Annotated in this window: 13 protein-coding genes; 8 read left to right on the top strand and 5 right to left on the bottom strand. The window is 57.9% G+C overall.

Translation table 11 applies throughout. The features are described from left to right. Positions 1 to 122 precede the first annotated feature (122 nt). The 3 genes from FBR45_RS07275 (at position 123) to FBR45_RS07265 (ending at position 3411) form a co-directional block, all read left to right on the top strand. Complete coding sequence (locus tag FBR45_RS07275; RefSeq protein WP_394344366.1) at positions 123 to 1532, top strand: GH1 family beta-glucosidase; 1410 nt, start codon at positions 123 to 125, stop codon at positions 1530 to 1532. Positions 1533 to 1623: 91 nt separating this feature from the next. Next, on the top strand, positions 1624 to 2037 hold the full coding sequence (locus FBR45_RS07270; protein WP_138500694.1) for a DUF2267 domain-containing protein: 414 nt from the start codon (positions 1624 to 1626) through the stop codon (positions 2035 to 2037). Positions 2038 to 2127: 90 nt separating this feature from the next. Further along, complete coding sequence (locus FBR45_RS07265; protein WP_138500692.1) at positions 2128 to 3411, top strand: acetyl-CoA hydrolase/transferase family protein; 1284 nt, start codon at positions 2128 to 2130, stop codon at positions 3409 to 3411. A 7-nt stretch (positions 3412 to 3418) separates the two neighbouring features. Here FBR45_RS07265 and FBR45_RS07260 read toward each other — a convergent pair whose 3' ends face one another. After that, entirely contained in the window at positions 3419 to 5902 is a 2484-nt protein-coding gene (locus FBR45_RS07260) for a TonB-dependent receptor (protein WP_138500690.1), read from the bottom strand. A gap of 245 nt (positions 5903 to 6147) precedes the next feature. On the opposite strand from FBR45_RS07260, the gene FBR45_RS07255 reads away from it, so the two are divergent. Next, positions 6148 to 8643, top strand: coding sequence for a glutaminase family protein (locus FBR45_RS07255; protein WP_138500688.1), 2496 nt, complete (start codon positions 6148 to 6150; stop codon positions 8641 to 8643). Positions 8644 to 8697: 54 nt separating this feature from the next. Here FBR45_RS07255 and FBR45_RS07250 read toward each other — a convergent pair whose 3' ends face one another. Next, positions 8698 to 9654, bottom strand: coding sequence for a hydrogen peroxide-inducible genes activator (locus FBR45_RS07250; protein WP_138500686.1), 957 nt, complete (start codon positions 9652 to 9654; stop codon positions 8698 to 8700). A 110-nt stretch (positions 9655 to 9764) separates the two neighbouring features. Between FBR45_RS07250 and FBR45_RS07245 the strand changes: the two genes are divergently transcribed. Both FBR45_RS07245 and hemH read left to right on the top strand, forming a co-directional pair. Then, entirely contained in the window at positions 9765 to 10553 is a 789-nt protein-coding gene (locus FBR45_RS07245) for a LolA-like protein (protein ID WP_138500684.1), read from the top strand. 91 nt (positions 10554 to 10644) lie between these two features. After that, a complete protein-coding gene (hemH, locus tag FBR45_RS07240; RefSeq protein ID WP_138500682.1) occupies positions 10645 to 11706 on the top strand; it encodes a ferrochelatase in 1062 nt (353 codons plus the stop codon). Positions 11707 to 11761: 55 nt separating this feature from the next. Here hemH and FBR45_RS07235 read toward each other — a convergent pair whose 3' ends face one another. Next, positions 11762 to 12757, bottom strand: a complete 996-nt coding sequence (locus tag FBR45_RS07235) for a c-type cytochrome (protein ID WP_138500668.1) — start codon at positions 12755 to 12757, stop codon at positions 11762 to 11764. A gap of 564 nt (positions 12758 to 13321) precedes the next feature. Here FBR45_RS07235 and FBR45_RS07230 point away from each other — a divergent pair. Then, positions 13322 to 17392 carry a hypothetical protein gene (locus tag FBR45_RS07230; RefSeq protein ID WP_138500666.1) on the top strand — a complete coding sequence of 1357 codons (4071 nt, stop codon included), beginning with the start codon at positions 13322 to 13324 and terminating at the stop codon, positions 17390 to 17392. A gap of 100 nt (positions 17393 to 17492) precedes the next feature. Here the strand turns inward: FBR45_RS07230 and FBR45_RS07225 are convergent, their stop codons facing one another. Then, positions 17493 to 18566 (bottom strand): hypothetical protein, encoded by a 1074-nt coding sequence (locus FBR45_RS07225; protein WP_171044849.1) that lies wholly within the window; start codon positions 18564 to 18566, stop codon positions 17493 to 17495. 255 nt (positions 18567 to 18821) lie between these two features. On the opposite strand from FBR45_RS07225, the gene FBR45_RS07220 reads away from it, so the two are divergent. Beyond that, positions 18822 to 19754, top strand: a complete 933-nt coding sequence (locus FBR45_RS07220; RefSeq protein WP_246082137.1) for an OmpA family protein — start codon at positions 18822 to 18824, stop codon at positions 19752 to 19754. A 145-nt stretch (positions 19755 to 19899) separates the two neighbouring features. Here the strand turns inward: FBR45_RS07220 and FBR45_RS07215 are convergent, their stop codons facing one another. After that, on the bottom strand, positions 19900 to 20766 hold the full coding sequence (locus tag FBR45_RS07215; RefSeq protein WP_138500662.1) for a DMT family transporter: 867 nt from the start codon (positions 20764 to 20766) through the stop codon (positions 19900 to 19902). Positions 20767 to 20832: the final 66 nt, after the last annotated feature.

The following is a 20832-nucleotide window of genomic DNA, read 5'->3' as shown; positions in this document are numbered from 1 at the left end:
CACGATGGGTTGTTTCGCGGGTGGGCCCCCGGCGACCCGACCGGCTTCATATTAAGCTTTTGTTACGACCAAACCCTTTGTGTTTGTTCGATCGTTATGTACCCATCGCTAGTCCGTCTATTTTGTCGACCCACCAACCGCCCCGAACCGAAACCCCGCCCCTGCTGAACCGCCCGGCATTTGGTGCCGATTTTATCTGGGGCACAGCCACAGCCGCCTACCAGATTGAAGGCGCTGTTGACCGCGACGGACGTGGTCCCTCCATTTGGGATACGTTCAGCAAACAGAAAGGCAAGATCAAAACCGGCGAGCATGCCGACATAGCCTGCGAATTCTACGACCGCTACGAATCCGATTTGCGACTTCATAAAGAGCTGGGCCTCGACCATTTCCGGTTCTCGCTGTCGTGGTCACGGATTCTGCCCGACGGTACGGCCCCACCACGGGGTGGACGCATCAACGAAGCGGGCCTGGCTTTTTACGACCGGCTGATCGACCACTGCCTCCAGCTGGGCCTCACCCCCTGGATTACCCTTTACCATTGGGATCTGCCGCTGGCGCTGGAGAACCAGGGCGGCTGGCCCAACCGCCAGATTGTCGACTGGTTCACCGATTTTGTCGATGTCTGTACCAAAGCCTACGGCCACAAGGTCAAGCACTGGATCGTGCTGAACGAGCCGCTGGCGTTTTCAGTCCTGGGCTATTTTACCGGTCAGCACGCACCGGGGCGCCGGGGGTTCTGGAATCTGCTGCCCGTTATTCATAACACCGCCCTGGCGCAGGCCGAAGGAGGCCGCATGGTGCGGCAAAACGTGCCCGACGCCCAGATCGGTACGGCTTTCTCCTGCTCGCCGGTCGATCCGTTTACCCCCCGCGACCAGAATGCAGCGGCCCGGGTCGATGCGCTGATGAACCGGCTTTTTATCGAACCCGCCCTCGGCCTCGGCTATCCCAGCAACACCCTGCCCTTCCTGAGCGACATTGCCCGGAAGGTGGCCAAACCCGGCGACATGGAGCGACTGGCGTTCGATTTCGACTTCATTGGCCTGCAGCATTACTTCCGGGCGGTGGTTGAGCAGTCGTTGTTCATGCCTTACCTTTGGGCAAAGGAAGTCACGGCCCTTCGGCGGGGGGTACCCGTCATTACCGAGATGGGCTGGGAAGTGTATCCCGACAGCATGTATCGGATCATCCGTCAGTTCAGCCAGTATGCCGGCATAAAGAAGCTGATCATTACCGAGAGCGGGGCGGCTTTTTACGATACCGTTCAGCACGGACTGATTAACGATACGGCCCGAACCGAGTATCATCAGCAGTACCTTATTCAGGTGCTCCGGGCCCGGCGGGAGGGGCTTCCGGTCGACGGGTATTTTGCCTGGACGTTTTTAGACAACTTCGAATGGGCGGAAGGGTATCGCCCCCGGTTTGGACTCGTCTACGTCGACTTCCGGACCCAGCAGCGCATCGTCAAGGCGTCGGGGCGGTGGTTTCAGCAGTTCCTGACCGCCGAAAACAAAGCGCTGAAAGGGTAATAAACCCGTAGACCCCGGCAGCCCCCGTTGCCGACATTTACCAACACTTCGCCGTTCATAGCAGTTGTATTTCTAAACCAAAACCAACGTTATGCAATACCCTGAATTCATCCACGAAGGCAAAGAAAAACTCGGCGTCGACACCGAACAGGAAGTCCTCGACATTACCCGCGCTTTTCTGCATACCCTGACCCAGCACCTGGCCGGCAACGCAGCCGATAACCTCGGTGCACAGCTCCCGGCTCCGTTGCTCGACATCATTCGCGAAATCAGCCCCGAAGACCGCGATCAGGGCGAACGCTTTAAATTAACCGAATTTTACGAGCGCGTAGCCGACAAACTGAATGTCGATACCGATACCGGCCAACGCTATACGCACCAGTTCATGCAGGTACTCGGCCCGATGATCACGGAAGGCGAGCTCCACAAACTCAGGATTACCCTGTCCGACGACTATGCGCCCCTTTTCGACAACGTCAAAACCGCCAGTAATGCCCCTAATTAACGCCTTGTGACGAGTGGGGAGCGATACGAACCGAACAACGGCCAGCCGCATCGCTCCCCACTCCTCATAACCCGTCCTGTTCCCCAGTTTATGTCCACGATCCTTCCGCTGACCACGCCCGAGCAGGCCGTATCGGCCATCCAGTCGGGCAACCGCGTTTTTATCCATAGCGTAGCCCAAACTCCGCATGTCCTGATCCGGGCCATGGTTGACCGGGCGCCCGAGCTGCGCGACGTTGAAGTCTGCCACATCCATACCGAAGGCCCCCTGCCCTATCTGGAGCCGCAGTACCGCGAGTCGTTCAGGCCCAATTCGTTTTTTATCGGCGCCAATATGCGGAAACAACTCGCGCAGGGTATCGGCGATTACGTGCCCGTATTCCTGAGTGAGGTGCCGCTGCTGTTCAGCCGTCGGATTCTGCCCGTCGATGTGGCCCTGATTCAGGTGTCGCCCCCGGATCAGCACGGCTACTGCTCGCTCGGCCCCTCGGTCGATGTGTCGCTGGCGGCCATCCGGTCGGCCAAGTACGTCATTGCGCAGGTGAACCCCCGCGTACCCCGCACCCACGGCGATGGACTGATTCCAGCCAGTATGCTGCACGCGGCCGTGGAGGTCGACGAGCCGATCTACGAAGTACATACGGGCGAGATCAGCGCCGACGACCGTAAAATAGGGCAGTATGTAGCCAGCCTGGTTGAGGATGGGGCTACGCTGCAACTGGGCATCGGCGGTATTCCCAACGCCACCCTGGCCGAGCTAATTCATCACAAAGGGCTGGGCATCCACACCGAAATGTTCTCCGACGGCGTCATCGACCTCGTTGAGCGGGGCGTCATCACCGGCGAGCATAAGACCGTGCTACCGTACCGGATTGTATCGGCCTTCGTCATGGGCAGTCAGCGGGTATACGACTTCATTGACGACAACCCCGGCGTGGCTATGAAGCAGGCCAGTTACACCAACGACACCTCCATTATCCGGCGCAATCCGAAAGTGACGGCTATCAACTCGGCCATCGAGATCGACATCACCGGTCAGGTCTGCGCCGATACCATCGGTACCATGCAGTACTCGGGCGTTGGCGGGCAGATGGATTTCGTACGGGGGGCATCGCTGTCGGAAGGCGGTAAACCGATAATTGCTCTCCCCTCCGTAACGAGCAAGGGGCAGAGCAAGATCGTTCCGTTTCTGAAAGAAGGCGCCGGCGTAACCACGACCCGCGCCCACGTGCATTACATCGTTACCGAATACGGCATCGCCGATCTGTACGGGCAGAATCTGCGCCAGCGCGCCCGGGCCCTGATCAACATTGCCCATCCCGATCACCGCGAAGAACTGGAACGGCAGGCGTTTGCGCGCTTTGGCCACCTCTGAGCTGCTGTCAGAAATCGACACGGTACAGAAAAATCGGCAGAAACCCGAGCTGGTATTCCTGTTTGATGAAGCTGCCGTCGGGCTGGGGCGCGTAGCTGAGCGACAGCAGGTTCTGTATGCCCAGAATATTCACCAGATCGACCGAGATCGTATGGGTTACACCCCGGCGGTCGGTCGCCCCGCGGTTCATCTTGTAATCGACCTTCAGATCGAAGCGTTTGTAAGGCGCAAACTGAAGGGTATTGCGGCTTTCGCTCTGATAAATAATCTCCTGGTTCAGCCGCGACGCCGTTTCATCGACCGGGCCGTACCAACGCCCGCCGGTGGTGGTGTATTTGAACCCGAGGTTGAGCGACGAGCGCCGGAATACAAACTCTTTCGAGAACAGGGCATTGAAGGCGTAGCGCCCGTTGAAATCCGTATTCCGCAATACCCCGTCAGACCCGGTGTATTTTGCATCGAAGACCGAGCCCGTGAGCAGGAAATAATAGTGGTTGCTGAAAAATTTCTCGACCGTTAGCTCCAGCCCGTAATTACGGCCAGTGCCGGTGTTGACCAGCGGCCCCGGAAAGATTCGGGAGAAAGCCGCCCCCGTGTTGACCATCGAAAACGACGACCGCGCCTGTTCGACGGGGATGTTGAACAGGCGCTGGTAATATGTCTCCAGCAGCAGCCGAATGCTACGCCCCAGCAGCCGCTGGTAGCTGGCTACGTAATGCCAGCTTTTGGTCAGGCCCATGGTCCGGTTGGCCAGCTGCTCAGCAGCCGGACCACTGCCCAGGTTTTCGGCGTAGAAGTAGGTATAGAGCGGCTGTATCTGGCTGTGTAGTCCTGCGGCCAGACTCAGTTTCTGCCGGGCGGGCAGATCCCAGCTCAGCCCGACCCGAGGCTCTACCGGCGCCACACTGCTGGTGTTGAGCGTAAACCAGAGGGCATTCAATCCCGCTGTCAAGGTCATGTTTTCGGTCAGGCGATGGAGGAAGCTGACATAGGGCTGTACCAGCGCGAAGGTTTCGTTCGTGTTCCAGCGCGTGCGCCAGGGGGTGAAGCGGATGTAGCTCAGATCGGTAAACGAGCGAACGCTGTCAAACGCCCGAAAGCGGTACAGATCGGTGTTCAGGCCGACTTTCAGGGAAGCGCGGGCACTGATCTTATGGTTAACAAAGGTAGCCAGCGAGTACTTCACCTCCGAAAACCGGTAGTCCAGGATCGGCCGGAGCGAGTCGATTACGTAGCGGTTGTTCACCACCAGCGGGTTACGGTCGCCATCCTTGCGCAGGAATAGGTAATTGTGGTTGGCATCCTGCGAATTGCCCGATACGGCCAGCGTGGCTTTCCAGAACGTCTGGGGACTCAGCGGGCGGGTATAGGTCAGTCCGGCGGCCCCCATACGCGAGGTGTAATACTGGTCGCGGTCGTTGTTTCCGAAGATGTTCCGGTCTTTTACCTCCTGTTCGCTGATCAGGATATCGACGGTGCTGGTTCCGCCGAGGGCCCAGAGCGCCAGCGCCCCGACCGACTCACCCCGCCGGTTTCTAAGCGGAAAATTGAACCGAAAAAAACCGTCCTGATACGTCGGTACCGCCTGGGTTCCGATGTCGATACCGATTTTGTTGAACAGCCACAGATTGGCGTAGCGGTAGGTAGCCAGATACGACGCCTTCGAGCTCTTCGACAGCGGCCCCTCTACCATGGCTTCGGTCCCCAGAAAGCCGAACTGCACCATTTTTTCGTGGCGCTCATTGTTTCCGTTGCGCAGCTTTAGGTCAAACGCGCCCGCCACGGTATTACCAAATTCGGCCGGAAAAGCCCCCGTAAAAAAGTCGGAGTTGGCCAGGTACCGGTTGTTGATGATACTGACCGGCCCACCCGATGTACCCGCAATGGCGAAATGGTTGGGACTGGGAATACTTACGCCATCGACGCGCCAGAGTACGCCCTGGGGTGAGTTGCCCCGAATAACAATGTCGTTGCGGGAATCGTCGGCGCCCTGCACCCCGGCAAAGTTGGACGCCATCCGGGCCGGTTCGCCCCGGCTGCCCGCGTACCGGTTCGTTTCCTCCACCGAGAACTGCCGGGCCGACACCACTGCCATTTCATTGCGAGCCTCGCCGGTTCGCTGCGCCTGCACCGTTACCGCCACCAGCTGCCGGATTTCCTCTTCCAGCTCAATGTCCAGGATTTTTTCCCGCCCGGCATCCAGACTCACATCAGCGAGCAGCATCTCCTTGTAGCCCACCAGCGTCACCTTTACGGTATGCCGCCCAACGGGTATCCCGGTTAGCCGAAACAGGCCGGCCGTATCGGTCAGTACGCCCTTATCGGCGAGCTGTACCGTGGCCCCCACGAGCGGAAATTTAGATTCTTTGTCGACCACATGGCCCCGCAGGGTTTGGGTTAACTGACCCTGTCCCATAAGGGGCGCTATCGACAGATATATCAGCAACGACAATAGACAGGCCGTTGCGCCGAAACGAGTAGAGATTTTCATAAACAAGAGGAAGCAAGCAGCGGGTAATATTATCACATCATCTGCTGATATACAATGATACCCGCCGGGTTACATACTCACCTGAATGTATGTAAAAAATTGAGCCGCGACCCCTTGCACCTGATTTCATAGGGTGATTCGTTTGCCTATCGACTCCCTCAACACCCATAAATCAGTAGACCAACCCCGGTAGGTTACCTTTATACCCTAAACGCTATTTTTGCCGCCCATTAATCAACGTGTTCATGTGTAGTTCCTTCGTTTCACGCCTGTTCCTGTTTCTGACGGCCCTGGCGCTGGTTTCGGCTCAGGCCCAGACGCTCCGCCCACCTGCCTACCCGCTGGTTACCCACGACCCGTACTTCAGCCTGTGGAGTACCACCGATAAACTCACCGACTCCCCCACCCGCCACTGGACCGGTCGCCCGCAGTCGCTCGAGGGGTTAATCCGGGTCGATGGCAAGGCGTATCAGTTTCTGGGCGCTGTCCCTACGACCTATCAGCCCATTCTGCCCACCGGTGAGTCGAAACCGTATACGGCGCTGTACACCCTGACCAAACCCGCCGACGGCTGGGAAAAACCCGACTTCGACGCCCGCAGCTGGCAGTCGGCACCCGGCCCCTTCGGCGATACGCCCGACGCCCGCACAGCCTGGCGCAACAGCCAGACGCATAAAGAAGGCATCTACGTCCGGCGCGAGTTCACCTACGACGGCAAAACCGACCCGGCCAAGCTGCTGCTGGCCCTCAACCACGACGACGATGTCACCATCTACCTCAACGGCACCCGAATCCTGAACAAGCCGGGTTATATCAGCGAATACATCTACCTACCGCTCCCGGCCGAAGCCCGGCAGGCACTGCGCCCCGGCAAAAACGTATTGGCGCTCCACTGCGTCAGCCCCGGGGGTGGTTCGTTCGTCGATGTCGGGATCGTTAACCCCGTTACCTCAACGGCCCTGGCAACCGCCAACCAGACCGGCGTAACGGTTTCGGCTACGCAGACAGCCTACACCTTTGAGGCCGGTCCGGTAAACCTGCGGCTAAACTTCCTGTCGCCCCTGCTGCTCGACGAGCTGGAAGTGGCTGCCCGCCCGGTTACGTACGTGACGTTCGAAACCAGCGCCCGCGATGGCAAGTCGCATACCGTACAGGTCTTTTTCGGGGCGTCGGCCACGGTGGCGACCAATACGCCCGGTCAGGACGTCATTACCGACGCAGGCCGTACGGCGGGGCTGCGCTGGCTGAACGTAGGTACGCAGCAGCAGCCCGTTCTTCAGAAAAAAGGCGACAATATCCGCATCGACTGGGGTTACGCGTACCTGGCCGTACCCGAACAGGCTGGCACCCAGCTGACGCCGGGATCACTGGCCACCCTCAAAGCGGCTTTTCTGAAACAGGGCCCCCTGCCCGCCGGCCAGAAAACGAGCGGTCCCGCCCAGGAGCAGGGGCTGGCACTCAGCCTGTCGATGGGGTCGGTTGGCGCTGCGCCGGTGCGGAAACACCTGCTCCTGGCCTATGACGACCTGTATTCCGTGCAGTATTTCGGCAAAAACCTGCGAGCCTGGTGGCGTCGGGATGAGACGATGACGATGCCCCGGCTGCTGGAAACCGCCGAAAAAGAGTATGCCCGCCTGCAGCAGAAAAGCAGCACCTTCGATGCACAGCTGCTGGCCGACGCGCAGAAATCGGGCGGGAAAGCCTATGCCGACCTGTGTGTGCTGGCCTATCGGCAGGCCATCGCGGCCCACAAGATCGTGGCTGGACCCAAAGGCGATGTCCTCTTTTTCTCGAAGGAGAACTTCTCCAACGGCTCCATTGGTACCGTCGACGTAACGTATCCGTCGGCTCCGCTCTTCCTGCTGTATAACAACGAGCTGGCCAAGGGGCTGCTGCGGTTCATTTTCGACTACAGCGAATCGGGCAACTGGAAAAAGGATTTCCCGGCCCATGACGTAGGCACCTATCCGCTCGCAAACGGGCAGACCTACGGTGAGGATATGCCGGTTGAAGAAGCCGGCAACATGATGATTCTGACGGCGGCTTCGGTTCAGATAGACGGCAAGCCCGACTTCGCACGTGAGCACTGGCCCACGCTGACCAAGTGGGTAGGCTTCCTGAAACGCGACGGCTTCGACCCGGCCAACCAGCTCTGCACCGACGATTTTGCCGGTCACCTGGCGCGCAACGCCAACCTCTCCGCCAAAGCGATTGTAGGCATCGCGTGCTACGGCAAGATGGCCCGGATGCTGGGCGATGAGAAGACGGCCGACGAACACCAGGCCCTGGCGCGTGAGCTGGCCCGGCGGTGGATGCAGATGGATGCCGACGGCGACCATTACGCGCTGACATTCGATAAAACACCGGGTAGCTGGAGCCAGAAATACAATATCGTCTGGGATAAGCTGCTGGGACTCGACGTATTTCCGACCGAAGTAGCCCGGAAAGAAGTAGCGTTCTACCTCAAAAACCAGCAGCCATACGGCCTCCCGCTCGACAGTCGTCGGACCTACACCAAGTCTGACTGGATCATGTGGACTGCTACGATGGCCGACTCGAACACCGATTTTCAGGCCTTGATCGATCCCATCTGGAAGTTTGCGAACGAAACGCCCACGCGCGTACCACTCTCCGACTGGCACGAAACGACCAATGCCAAACAGGTCGGTTTTCAGGCCCGGTCGGTGGTGGGTGGCTACTACATAAAACTGCTGGCCGACCGGCTGGCTGCTGGCCGGTAGTCTGTCGCCCGGGCCGATGGCGATCCCCTGTCGGCCCGGGGCTTACCGCACTGCCTAGAGCTGCACCACCAGGCCGCGGTCTGTTTTCTGATGCACCAGCTCGCCGGGCAGGTGCATCAGGATCTCTCCTTTCAGCGCATTGATGAGCTGCCGCTTCAGAAAGCTGCGGTGCATGACCAGACTCACCTCCCGAACGGGTTGGGGCGACTCGAACGACCGAAGCCGCGCCCGCCGAGCCGGGTCCATATCAACGGTGGCCAGGTAAGGCAGCAGCGTGAAGCCACTCTGGCGGTCAATTAGTTTGATGAGGGTTTCCAGCGAGCCCGTCTCGTACTGAAGCCGGGCGGGCTCCAGCAGCGAGCCGTCGGGCGTTTGGCGGTCGGCCCCGCAGATATTGATCACCTGGTTGCGGAAACAATGTCCCTCGGTCAGGAGCCACAACCCATCGGTATGCAGGTCGGCCGGTGCGATGGTTTTTTTTGCCGATAACGAGTGGCCCTCCGATGCGTAGAGGACAAACGGCTCTTCAAAAAGCGGCACCTCGGTAATGCCGTTCTCGGTCAGGGGTGTCACCACCATCCCAACGTCGATGAGTCCGTTGCGCAGCCGTTCAACGACCTGTTCGGTCACCAGCTCCTGGATGCGGACCGATACGGCCGGGTATTTCCGGATGAATTCGCCGATGAAGTACGGCAGCAGATACGGAGCCAGGGTCGGAATAATGCCGATGCGGAGATCGCCCCGAAAATCATTTTTCGACTCGCTGACCAGCTCCGGAATACGCCGGGCCGTCCGAAGCACTTCGCGCGACTGGGCCAGAATGGCCAGCCCCAGCTCGGTAGGTACAACCGGCTGCTTGGACCGGTCAAAAATCAGCACCCCCAGTTCATCTTCCAGTTTCTGAATCTGCATACTGAGCGTAGGCTGGGTAACATGGCAGGCATCGGCAGCCGTAGCGAAATGCCGAAAAGTGTCAACGGCTACTATATAATCGAGTTGAGTGAGCGTCAATCCGGTAGGTGATTATAATTTTAAGCACAGCCGCCGGGCGGTACTAATTCCAATTTTGGCGGTGATAAATCGAAATTCCAATACTTTTACTGATGAAACAACCACTCTGCATGAAAACACGTCAACTTTTCATTTTTTTATTTGCCCTGACCCAGACAGTTGGATTTGCCCAATCGGCCAAGTCGGTTAATCCGGCCGCAGCGGGCTTTGATGCAGCCGGGTCCGATGCGCGGGCCGTACAGATTGCCGACCAGGTGATGGCAGCCATGGGCGGCCGGAAAGCATGGGACAATACGCACCTGATTGCCTGGAACTTCTTCGGGTCGCGCCGACTGATCTGGGACAAATGGAGCGGCACCGTTCGGGTCGACAACCTCAAAGACGACCAGACCGTTATTCTGAACGTTAACAACGACAAAGGGCGCGTTTTTCGTCAGGGTGCCGAAGTTACTGACGCCGACTCCGTGGCCAAGTACGTAAAACAGGGCAAAGCCGCCTGGATCAACGATTCGTACTGGCTGGTTATGCCCTTCAAGCTGAAAGACTCGGGCGTTACGCTCAAATACCTGGGCGAAGAAGCGACCCAGGACGGCAAGCCTGCCGATGTGCTCCAGCTTACGTTCAAGAGCGTCGGCAATACGCCCGATAACAAGTACAAGATCTGGGTCGATAAAAAAACGCATCTGGTCTGGCAGTGGGCTTACTTCCCCAAGTTCACCGATGAGCAGCCCCGCTTCACGCTGCCCTGGATCGACTACCAGAAACACGGTGGTATTTTGCTGTCGGGCGAACGCGGTGATCGCGACCTGACCGATATCATGGTCTTTACCGGCCTGCCCGGCGAGGTGTTCAGCGATTTTGCCCGCCCGGACCTGAATCGCTATCCCCAGGCGAAGTAAACAGATCGGGGACCCGGCCACCGCGTTATGAGCCCCCGGCCCCCGGCCTGTTTTCGGTAAACTAACTCGTTAAAATTGCTGTTCTGCCAGCATGGAAGCACCTGTTCTGAATCGTTCTACCACCACCCCGAAGCCGCTCGGCAAAACGGGGGTTCTACTCGTCAACCTCGGCACTCCCGATAGCCCTTCTGTTCCTGACGTACGCAAATACCTGCGGGAGTTTCTGATGGACGGGCGCGTCATCGATATTCCGTTTATTCCCCGTTTTCTGCTCGTCAATGGCATTATTGCGCCGTTTCGGGCTCCAAAATCGGCCAAGACCTACAAGGAAGTATGGACCGAAAACGGATCTCCGCTCAAATACTACGGGCAGGTCAACGAACGGCAGCTCCAGCTGGCCCTGGGCGATGAGTACGTAGTTCGGCTGGCCATGCGCTACCAAAGCCCCAGCATTGAAGCGGGCCTGAGCGAGTTTCAGCGGCTGGGCCTGACCGACATCATCGTGATTCCGCTCTTTCCGCAGTATGCCTCGGCTACCACCGGATCGGTCTACGAAAAGGTGATGGACATTATAAAAACCTGGCAGGTCATTCCGGAGATTCGCTTCATCAACCGGTTTCTCGAACACCCGAAATTCATCGACGGGTTTGTGCAGCTAGGTCGCAAGTACATGGCCGAGCACGACTTCGACCATTTCCTGTTCAGCTACCACGGCCTGCCCGAGCGCCAGATTCGCAAAGGCGATATAACCAAAACGGTTTGCCAGCTGGGCAACTGCTGCGCATCGCTCCGCGCCGATAATCAGCATTGCTACCGCGCACAGTGCTTCGAAACTACCCGCCGGCTCGTGCGGGAACTCGGCATTCCGGAGGGTAAATACACCACCTGCTTTCAGTCCCGTCTGGGCCGCGACCCCTGGATCAAGCCCTACACGGAAGATACCATCCGGGAGCTGGCCGGGAAAGGCATAAAGCGGGTGCTGGCTTTTTCACCGGCTTTCGTGGCCGACTGTCTGGAAACCACCATTGAAGTGGGCGAAGAATACAAAGAATTATTCGAAGAGCTGGGCGGAGAACACTGGCAGCTCGTAGAAAGCCTGAACGACAGCCCGATCTGGGTAGAAACCCTGGTCGACCTGGTCAAAACGGCTTAGCGTTATTACTCATACAAAAACGTCCCGCATCGATCGATGCGGGACGTTTTTGTTGTTAGCGGGTGGCTACCATCCGGGGTTTGGGCGTAAAGGGCGGTACCGTGTGCTCAACGGGTTTTACCGTTCGGAGGTAGTCGTAAATAGCGCCCAGATCCTGGTCGGTCATATGGGCATACATGGTCCAGGGCATGATTGAGTTGGTACCCTCTTCTCCAACGGCGGGCTGCGCCGATGCGTTGGTATAGGCCCTAAACCGAGCAATGAATGCCTCACGGGTCCATTTGCCGATACCCGACTGAGCCGGGGTGATATTAGCCGCGCGGGCCGTACCGGTAGGCATCGGAAACTCGCGCCCACCGGCAAACGACATGCCAGGCAGCCCCTGCCCCTGCGCATCGACCGGTGTATGGCAATCGCCACAGCCCGCAAACGTGGTTATGTATTTCCCATAGGCAATCTGGTCAGTCGGGGCCGGACGCTTGCCGCCTTCCTGTTTGGCGGGTATGGTATTGATGATAAAATTCATTGGAAAGTCCGACTCCGACGCCGGCACCACGTGTTGTATGGGCTTCAGACTACGCAGGTAAGCAATGATCGCGTGAATATCTTCCGGGGCCATCTGCCCGAAATTCTGGTAAGGCATCACCGGGAACAGAGCGCGGCCATCCCGACTGACGCCGGTTGTAATGGCCCGGTAAATCTCCCCGTCGGTCCAGGTACCCAGATGCGCGGGGGTCAGGTTCGGAGCATAATAATTACCCGGAAAGCCCTGCTCCCGTAAAAAACCTTCACCCCCTTTTCCTTCAGTACCGGCTACCATGGGCCCGGTTAGTTTCGTAAAGTCGCGGGTAGAGTGACAATCCATGCAGGCGGCTACGTGATTGGCCAGGTACCGCCCCCGCTCGATCTGAGCTGCATCTGAGCCAATCTCCAGCAGGGGTGCAGGCCCTACATCGGGCAGTCCCAGCCTGATATACGCCAGACCAGCACCAACAATAACCAGGAGCCCGACGATCAGGAAAGTCAGGGCTTTACGTATTCTTTTTCTCATGAGGATAAGGGAAATAGGGAATAAGCAAAAATAGACCAACCACCTCCAGAGTACAGATATATTTTTCTAACGGTTGTTTCTATTATCACAAATAAGTAACTAATATACTACTTACAATAACCTCATTAATAAATATTTACATAATAACACAACGTATGAAAAGAAATTTATTTAGCACACTTATTCTATTATATCTATTGTATATTACCTTTTCCTTGCTTTCTTTGCAACCAAACCGCTTTATCCGTAAATTTCATGTATCCTTTTTCGCTCATGCAGAGCGCTTGTGTACGTACGTGCACCCTGCTACTGCTATGCCTACTGACGTGCGTCAGACACTCCGCCATCGGCTCTTCAGCCCCACTCCTTTTCGGTAAGGACGCTCCACCCAATCGATCATCAACTGCTCCGCCCAAAGTCGCGTTACCTGTCTCTCCGATCACTAAAACAAAAGCGTCTCCTGTTGCATACAAACCTCTACCTCATCTCATTTACAGCGATCCCATTCGGTTTAACCTGCAGGTTAGCCGTCGGTCTGTACGCCTGGGAGAACCGGTCGAATTAGTGATTACGGCGCAGCTGCTTAATCTGTCGCCCAACTCCATGTTCTTCCTGCCCGGAGCCAATGCCTACCGGCTGAAGCTGCTACTGCCACCGGGTTTCGAACAGACAGGTGGAGACTACATTGACTTTATTGGCGACGAACTATCGTACCCGGCTCACCCCGTAGCCACCTATCGCATTCAGGGTCGCTTCCGCAGTATTACCGAGGGCACCTCATTCCGGCTGCTACGCGGGCACAGCCAGGCCACGGACCAGAGCCTATTCATCGAAAAAGCCCGGCTTCACCTGAAAGCGGTGCCCGGCGAGCCCAGAGCCTCTTCATCAGCCAATACCATCGACGATCAGACGCTGATGGTAATTGGTGAGCCGGAGCCCGCAGTAACAACCGCTGGCGCCCGGGCGGCTGCTCCGTCGTATCGGTCATCGCTCGAACACGCCCGCTGCGAAACCATCGGCGGCTGGGTCATTGACGCCAACAATCCCAGCCAGTCGGTCAGCCTCGATATTCACCTGAACGGGCTAAAGGTAGCCACCATCACCGCCGACCAGCCCCGCAACGACGTGGCCAGCGCCTTCGGCAGCAGCTATAACAAGTACGGATTCGTCTGGACCATTCCGGCCAGCTACAAGTCGAACGATAAGCTGATCGTGTCGGTACGTCCTACCGGTAGCACGACCGAACTAACCGACAGTCCCCGCGTTACCGAGATTTGCGTTGGTTCGGGACAGTCGCCGATAACGACGACGCCCCCCAGCACGACCGTAACCACGCCACCGAGTACTACAACGGCCACCACCCCGCCGAGCACGACGGTAACGACGCCACCAACCACCACGGTGACGACCCCGCCCAGCAGCACGACCGCCACGCCCCCCAGCACGACCGTAACCACACCGCCCACGACTACGGTCACCACCCCACCGACCACTACGGTGGTAACCCCGCCCGCGCCCAACGCCAGCTACCGCTCCTCCTTCGAGCACGCCCGTTGCGAGACCATCGGTGGCTGGGTTCTCGATGCCAACAACCCCAACCGGTCGGTCAGCCTCGACGTCTACATCAACGGCACCAAAGTCGCTACCATCACGGCTGACCGGGTGCGTAGTGATGTGGCCAGCGCCTTCGGTTACGGCTACAACAAGTTTGGCTTCCTCTGGAGTATTCCTGACAACTACAAGTCGGGCGCCCGTATGACCATCTCGGTACGGCCCGCCGGTACCAGCATCGAGCTCAACAGCAGCCCACGCACCACCGACGCCTGCGCCGGGAGCGGTACACCTCCCGTCACCACCGAGCCGCCAACCACCACCGTCACCACTCCGCCCACGACTACGGTCACCACCCCACCGACCACCACGGTGGTAACCCCGCCCGCACCCAACGCCAGCTACCGCTCCTCCTTCGAGCACGCCCGTTGCGAGACCATCGGAGGCTGGGTTCTCGATGCCAACAACCCCAACCAGTCGGTGAGCCTCGACGTCTACATCAACGGCACCAAGGTCGCTACCATCGCGGCTGACCGGGTACGTAGTGATGTGGCCAGCGCCTTCGGTTACGGCTACAACAAGTTTGGCTTCCTCTGGAGTATTCCCGACAACTACAAGTCGGGCGCCCGTATGACCATCTCGGTACGGCCCGCCGGTACCAGCATCGAGCTCAACAGCAGCCCACGCACCACCGACGCCTGCGCCGGGAGCGGTACGCCACCCGTCACCACCGAGCCGCCAACCACCACCGTCACCACTCCGCCCACGACTACGGTCACCACCCCACCGACCACTACGGTGGTAACCCCGCCCGCGCCCAACGCCAGCTACCGCTCCTCCTTCGAGCACGCCCGTTGCGAGACCATCGGAGGCTGGGTTCTCGATGCCAACAACCCCAACCAGTCGGTCAGCCTCGACGTCTACATCAACGGCACCAAGGTCGCTACCATCGCGGCTGACCGGGTACGTAGTGATGTGGCCAGCGCCTTCGGTTACGGCTACAACAAGTTTGGCTTCCTCTGGAGTATTCCCGACAACTACAAGTCGGGCGCCCGTATGACCATCTCGGTACGGCCCGCCGGTACCAGCATCGAGCTCAACAGCAGCCCACGCACCACCGACGCCTGCGCCGGGAGCGGTACGCCACCCGTCACCACCGAGCCGCCAACCACCACCGTCACCACTCCGCCCACGACTACGGTCACCACCCCACCGACCACCACGGTGACCACGCCACCAACGACAACGGTAGTAACTCCCCCCGCACCCAACGCCAGCTACCGCTCGTCGCTGGACCATGCCCGTTGCGAAACCGTTGGCGGCTGGATTCTGGACGCCAACAATCCGAACCAGTCAGTGAGCCTCGATATTTACATCAACGGTACCAAAGCGGCCACCATTACCGCTGATCAGCCCCGCAGCGATGTGGCCAGCGCCTTTGGCTACGGCTACAACAAGTTTGGCTTCCTCTGGACCATTCCGACCAGTTATAAGTCGGGCGCGCAGCTGATCGTATCCGTACGACCCACCGGCACGGACCGCAACATCACGAACAGCCCCCTCACGACGGATGTATGTTCAGGCTCGGGCACTCCGCCGGTAACGTCTCCGCCACCGAGCACGACCACCACGACCCCGCCGGTGACCACGCCACCGATCGTGACCCCACCGCCGTCCACTGATTATCCGATCCTGGACAGTCCGCAGCCGAGCGACTTACGGCCGTTTATCCAGAACGAGCGGGTACGGGTAGCGATCGATCTGGCCGTAGGGGGAGTAGTTCGGGAAGTAACAGATCTTCAGGTTGGCGAGAACATGATCAACTGCCTCGTGAAGGATGGAAAACGGGATACGGGGCGCGACGACCAGATTGCGATCTACGGTCTTCCCGATGCCAATCAAGGCTGGACAACGGGCGGCAGTCAGCTTCATGACAACATCGGCTACAACCCGGTACAGGGTGGCGACGTGCTGCTGAACCGCTCGCCGATCCTGGCCTTTGGCAAGACCAACAACATGCTGTACTGCAAAACCCGGCCGCTGCAATGGGGCCTGAACAATGTACCCGGTGATTATATCATTGAGCAGTGGATTCAGCTGCAGGGGAATATCGTTCGCCGGCACGTTCGGATTACGGGTAACCGGCCCGAAACCGGTAGCCAGTTCTACGATCATGCGCGCCAGCAGGAACTGCCCTGTACCTATACCAGCGGCTCGTTCTACCAGTACTACGTAGTTCAGGGAACGCCTTACACCAACGCTCCGCTGGTTAAGGTAAACGATATTCCCAACCTCGATGGTAGTGGCAAAACCCTGAACCAGTACGACGATTCGATGGGCCAGATTGCCCCGCTCAACGTCGATGCCTCAGAACCCTGGATTGCCGCCGTACGTCCGCAGGATAACCGGGGTATTGCGCTGCACACGCCGTTCTCGAACGAGTTTAAGGTCGGTCTGTTCAACAGCGTAGGCTGGGGCCCGCCAGAAGCACTGAACGCTGGCTACATCGCCAATGGCCTGAAGCTGACCCTGGACCGGAATGGCGTTTACGAGTTCGATTTCAACATGGTTGTGGGTAGCCTAAACGAGATCCGGAACACGATCAACTCGCTACCGCAAAGCGAAACCAAGCCACACTACGTATTTGCTGGGCAAAGCAAACGGCATGGATTTTCGTACCAGAAAGGCTATGATCAGGGCTATCCTGTAGGCGACGAGCTGAATATTACCCCGAAAAACCGGCGGTTCAGCTTCACCTCACCCCGCAAGGGCTACAAAGCGTCTGACATCAACCGAATCTACATCAGAATGCGGGCTCGTACCAACGAAACCCAGCTCGTGCTCAAGTGGCGCAAAATAGGTCAGTCGCCTATCGAGTCTGAATGGGCTGGTCAGTCGATCACCTTCCCAATCACGGGCGACAACCAGTACCGGACTATCGCCATTCCGGTAGGCAACCACCCGCAGTGGAACGGTATTATCAATGAGTTTTCGATTAACTACGCAAATCCTAACGAAGATCCCGCCAACAACCATCAGTTCGGCATCAAGTGGATTTCGGCCGAAAACCTCGAAAACCAATAGAACACTCTTAAAATGAGTTCGGATAAAAGCTGATTACTTTAAAGCCGTTTCAGATCATCTGAAACGGCTTTTTCGTTGTATCGCCAGCAAGTTATCCGGATTAGGCGGCCACAAGACCGGCCGTGGCCTGACCGGCGTCCAGCATGGGCGCTATGGTCGTGTTCATCCGCTCCCGCACGAAGCTCTCCTGCAGATAGGCGGGCAGCTTACTGACCAGTTGCCGGTACGCGTCCATGCCCAGCGCTTTGGCAATGTATGCTTCATGAACAGCGTTGACATGGGCAACGATATTGACCAGGCTCTGGTGAAACAGCTTCACATCAATCTCGGAGTCGACAAACCGCTCAATTTCCCGGTTGGTCGACGAGATACGCAGGCGGCTCAGCATGTCGAAATAGGTGGTATACCCGATCTGTCTGGCCAGCTGCTTATACTGCTCAACGCTGAACTTCTGCAGAATCTCACCCGTTTTCGGGCTTCGCAGCGCCGTTTTGGGATTGTTCTGGATGGCATTGCGCAGCGACTTCACCCGCTGGTCGCGGGTGGTTTTCAAAAACTGCGCCAGTTCGGCCTGGGCCGACCCCGCCCGCGACGGCAGCAGCAGGTCAGTTTTAGCCGTGACGCTGAATCGCCGGGCCATCGGCAACCGCTGGATGCGGTAGCTGTTGATCGGGCCAAGCGCATAGTAGCCGATGGACGACGGGTAATAGCCACGTACGACCATATTTCCGATCCGCTTCCGGATCAACTCCTCGTTACTCACCTGAATACCCTGCACCGCCAGAAAAGCCCGTGCGCTGAACAGCGCACTGTAGTAGGCCTGCGGAAACGTCCAGTGCAGCGAGCTTTGCAGATACTGTTCGTCATTCACCACGGGCGTAATGCGCAGCGCATATTCGGCACTCCAGCTGTTGAGCAGCAACTTTTCCAGTGCCTTATAGCTAGCATCGTTCACCCGCCCATGAAACTGCCCGAAGATGGGAAACTTAGCCACATCGAACAGGTCGTTCTGGTGCTGGATGTGATAATCCATGGCGAAAAAATGGTTCAGAAACACCTGTGCCGGAATAGACTTCCGCCAGTTCTCGTCGAGCGGCAAATGGCTCGCCGGAGCTGGTGCAAGCGGTGCCTGAGCGTTCTGGGAATGCATCGTCACGTTGGTTATCTGTGTCATACTCTATCAACAAAAAAGGCATTTCCGGCGTTCCTTTTCCCACCCCAATTTTACACATATAACATTCCTGAAAATCAGAACTTTATACACTATTTTTTGATACCCAAAAACACACTTCCAAAGGCATATAGAGCGAGTAGGCCATATTGTATTTTTGCGCGAACGAAGGCACTTTTGCTTGGCGTTTTTACGTTGAAAGAAAACATGAAACGATTACAGCCTCTCGTTATTTACTGTTGCTTACTAGCTAGTCCGTTGATTCCAAAGACTGGCTGGGGACAAACCCCGCCCATGTCGCCCTCAACGCTTCAGGCCGTCACCTTCGAAGGTTCCGTTGTCGATGCTTCTAACCGAAAACCGCTGAGTGGAGCCCTTATTTCAGCGACGAATCAGGCCGGCGTGAAAGGGAATCCCCAACGAACCGGGGCTGACGGTTCGTTCAAAATCACCCTTGGCCCCCGTCAGTCTTACATAGTAACGATCAGCGCTGATGGCTATCATCCCCTCAACGAACAACTCACGTATACGTCTATCTACGTGAACAAGCTCACCAAAGTGATTCGTCTGTATCGTACCGGGACACAACCCCCTGTTCAGGAAAAAAATGTGACCTTGACCGATACACGCCAGACTACGCCCTCTTCAACCACCCAATCCACAGACTTACTGGCCTCAGGTACGAACGTGGCTAATGCAGCGACGGTACCAGCGGCAGCGGCTCCCGTCGCTACGACCCCTCCGGCGCGCCCGACTCCTCCTCCCGTCAGCAGCCCCCGCGTTACACCGCCCAAAACCCTCGACGCTAAAGTGGTTTACACTCCTCCACTCGTTGTGGCTCCGGTCGGGAAGACCACGCAGCTGCGGGCTATTCAGTTTGTGCAGAGCAAAGCCGAGTTGTTGCCCGACGCCCAGCCCGCGCTCGATCAGCTGCTGACCTTCATGCAGGCCAACGCCACCGCCGAAATTGAGCTGGCCGGTCATACCGACAACCAGGGCGATTTCGATGAGAACCTGAAGCTCTCGAAGCAGCGGGTCGATGTGGTCAAAGAGTTTCTGGTAAAGAATGGTATAGCCGCCAATCGAATCAGCACCCGTGGCTACGGCCCAACCCGCCCCATCGCCAGTAACAACCACGAGTTTTCCCGCCAGCAAAACCGGCGCGTCGAAATGACGGTGATCAAACAGTAGAGACGCGATCGCACCGGCCTTCGCATCTCTCTCGCGTCAGCAACAGACTATCCGAATAAGCGGTCCCGCCACCGTGGTCCGTGCGGTCAGCGGTCCGATCCTCACGGACCATGGTGTAGTAGCGTAGGAACGGACCGCCCAACCTTTACCGGCGGCCCAGCCATAGGCCGGATACGACCAGCGCGGTGCCAGCTACGGTATACAGGGTGATGGGTTCGCCCAGCAGTACGTACGAATAGAGAAAGCCGAAGATTGGGCAGAGAAAGAGCCAAAGCGACGCCCGGACGGGGTCTTGCCGAACCAGGTAGAACCACAGCTGCAGAGCCGCCACCGACACCGGTATAATCAGCCAGAAAACCGACGCCCAGAACCGGGCATCGTAGTGCGAAGCGCCGAAGACCGATGGGTCAAAAGCCGCGCTCAGGAGCGTGAAGGGGATCAGCAGAAAGCCACCCAGCAACACCTGCCAGCCGTTGATGACCAGGTTGGGCAGACGCCATTCAAAACGCGCGTAATAGACCGTCGCGGCCGATACCGAGATCATGCCGATCAGCAGGATGATCAGGCCCTCTACAGTAGCGTGGGCATCCTGCAACAGCGGATACGTCGCCACTCCCACCCCGACCAGCCCCAGCACGAGACCGGCCAGCTCGTTCGGACGTGGCATACGGCGCAGCCACAGGGCCGACAGCAGCGCAATGAACAACGGATTGGTGGCCGTAGAAAGACTACCGATCCCGGCCGACACCTGCCTGAGCGCCAGTACAAACGCCCCTAGGTAAATCGTCGTGTTCAGCAGCGCAAAAATCGTTAGCCGGCCAAACTCAGCCCGGTTGGGCCAGGCATCGGTACGTTGTACGCCATAGGCGAACAGGAGCATACCAGTACCGGCAATAAAAAAACGAACATTGGCCAGAATGAGCGGATGTACCGACAGCACCCCAAATTTGGTTGCCGCCGATGCCGACGCCCAGAGAGCCGCGAAAAGAACACCGGGGAGCAGCTGTTTCATCGGCTCCCCCCGGGTTTATTCACTCGTCGCAGGGTTGCGTGGTTCATATGTCTGTTACGGCAGAAG

Source organism: Spirosoma lacussanchae (assembly GCF_005870035.1).
Lineage (GTDB): Bacteria > Bacteroidota > Bacteroidia > Cytophagales > Spirosomataceae > Spirosoma > Spirosoma lacussanchae.
Note: the sequence above shows the minus strand (reverse complement) of the source record. Positions and strands in the feature narration are given on the sequence as shown.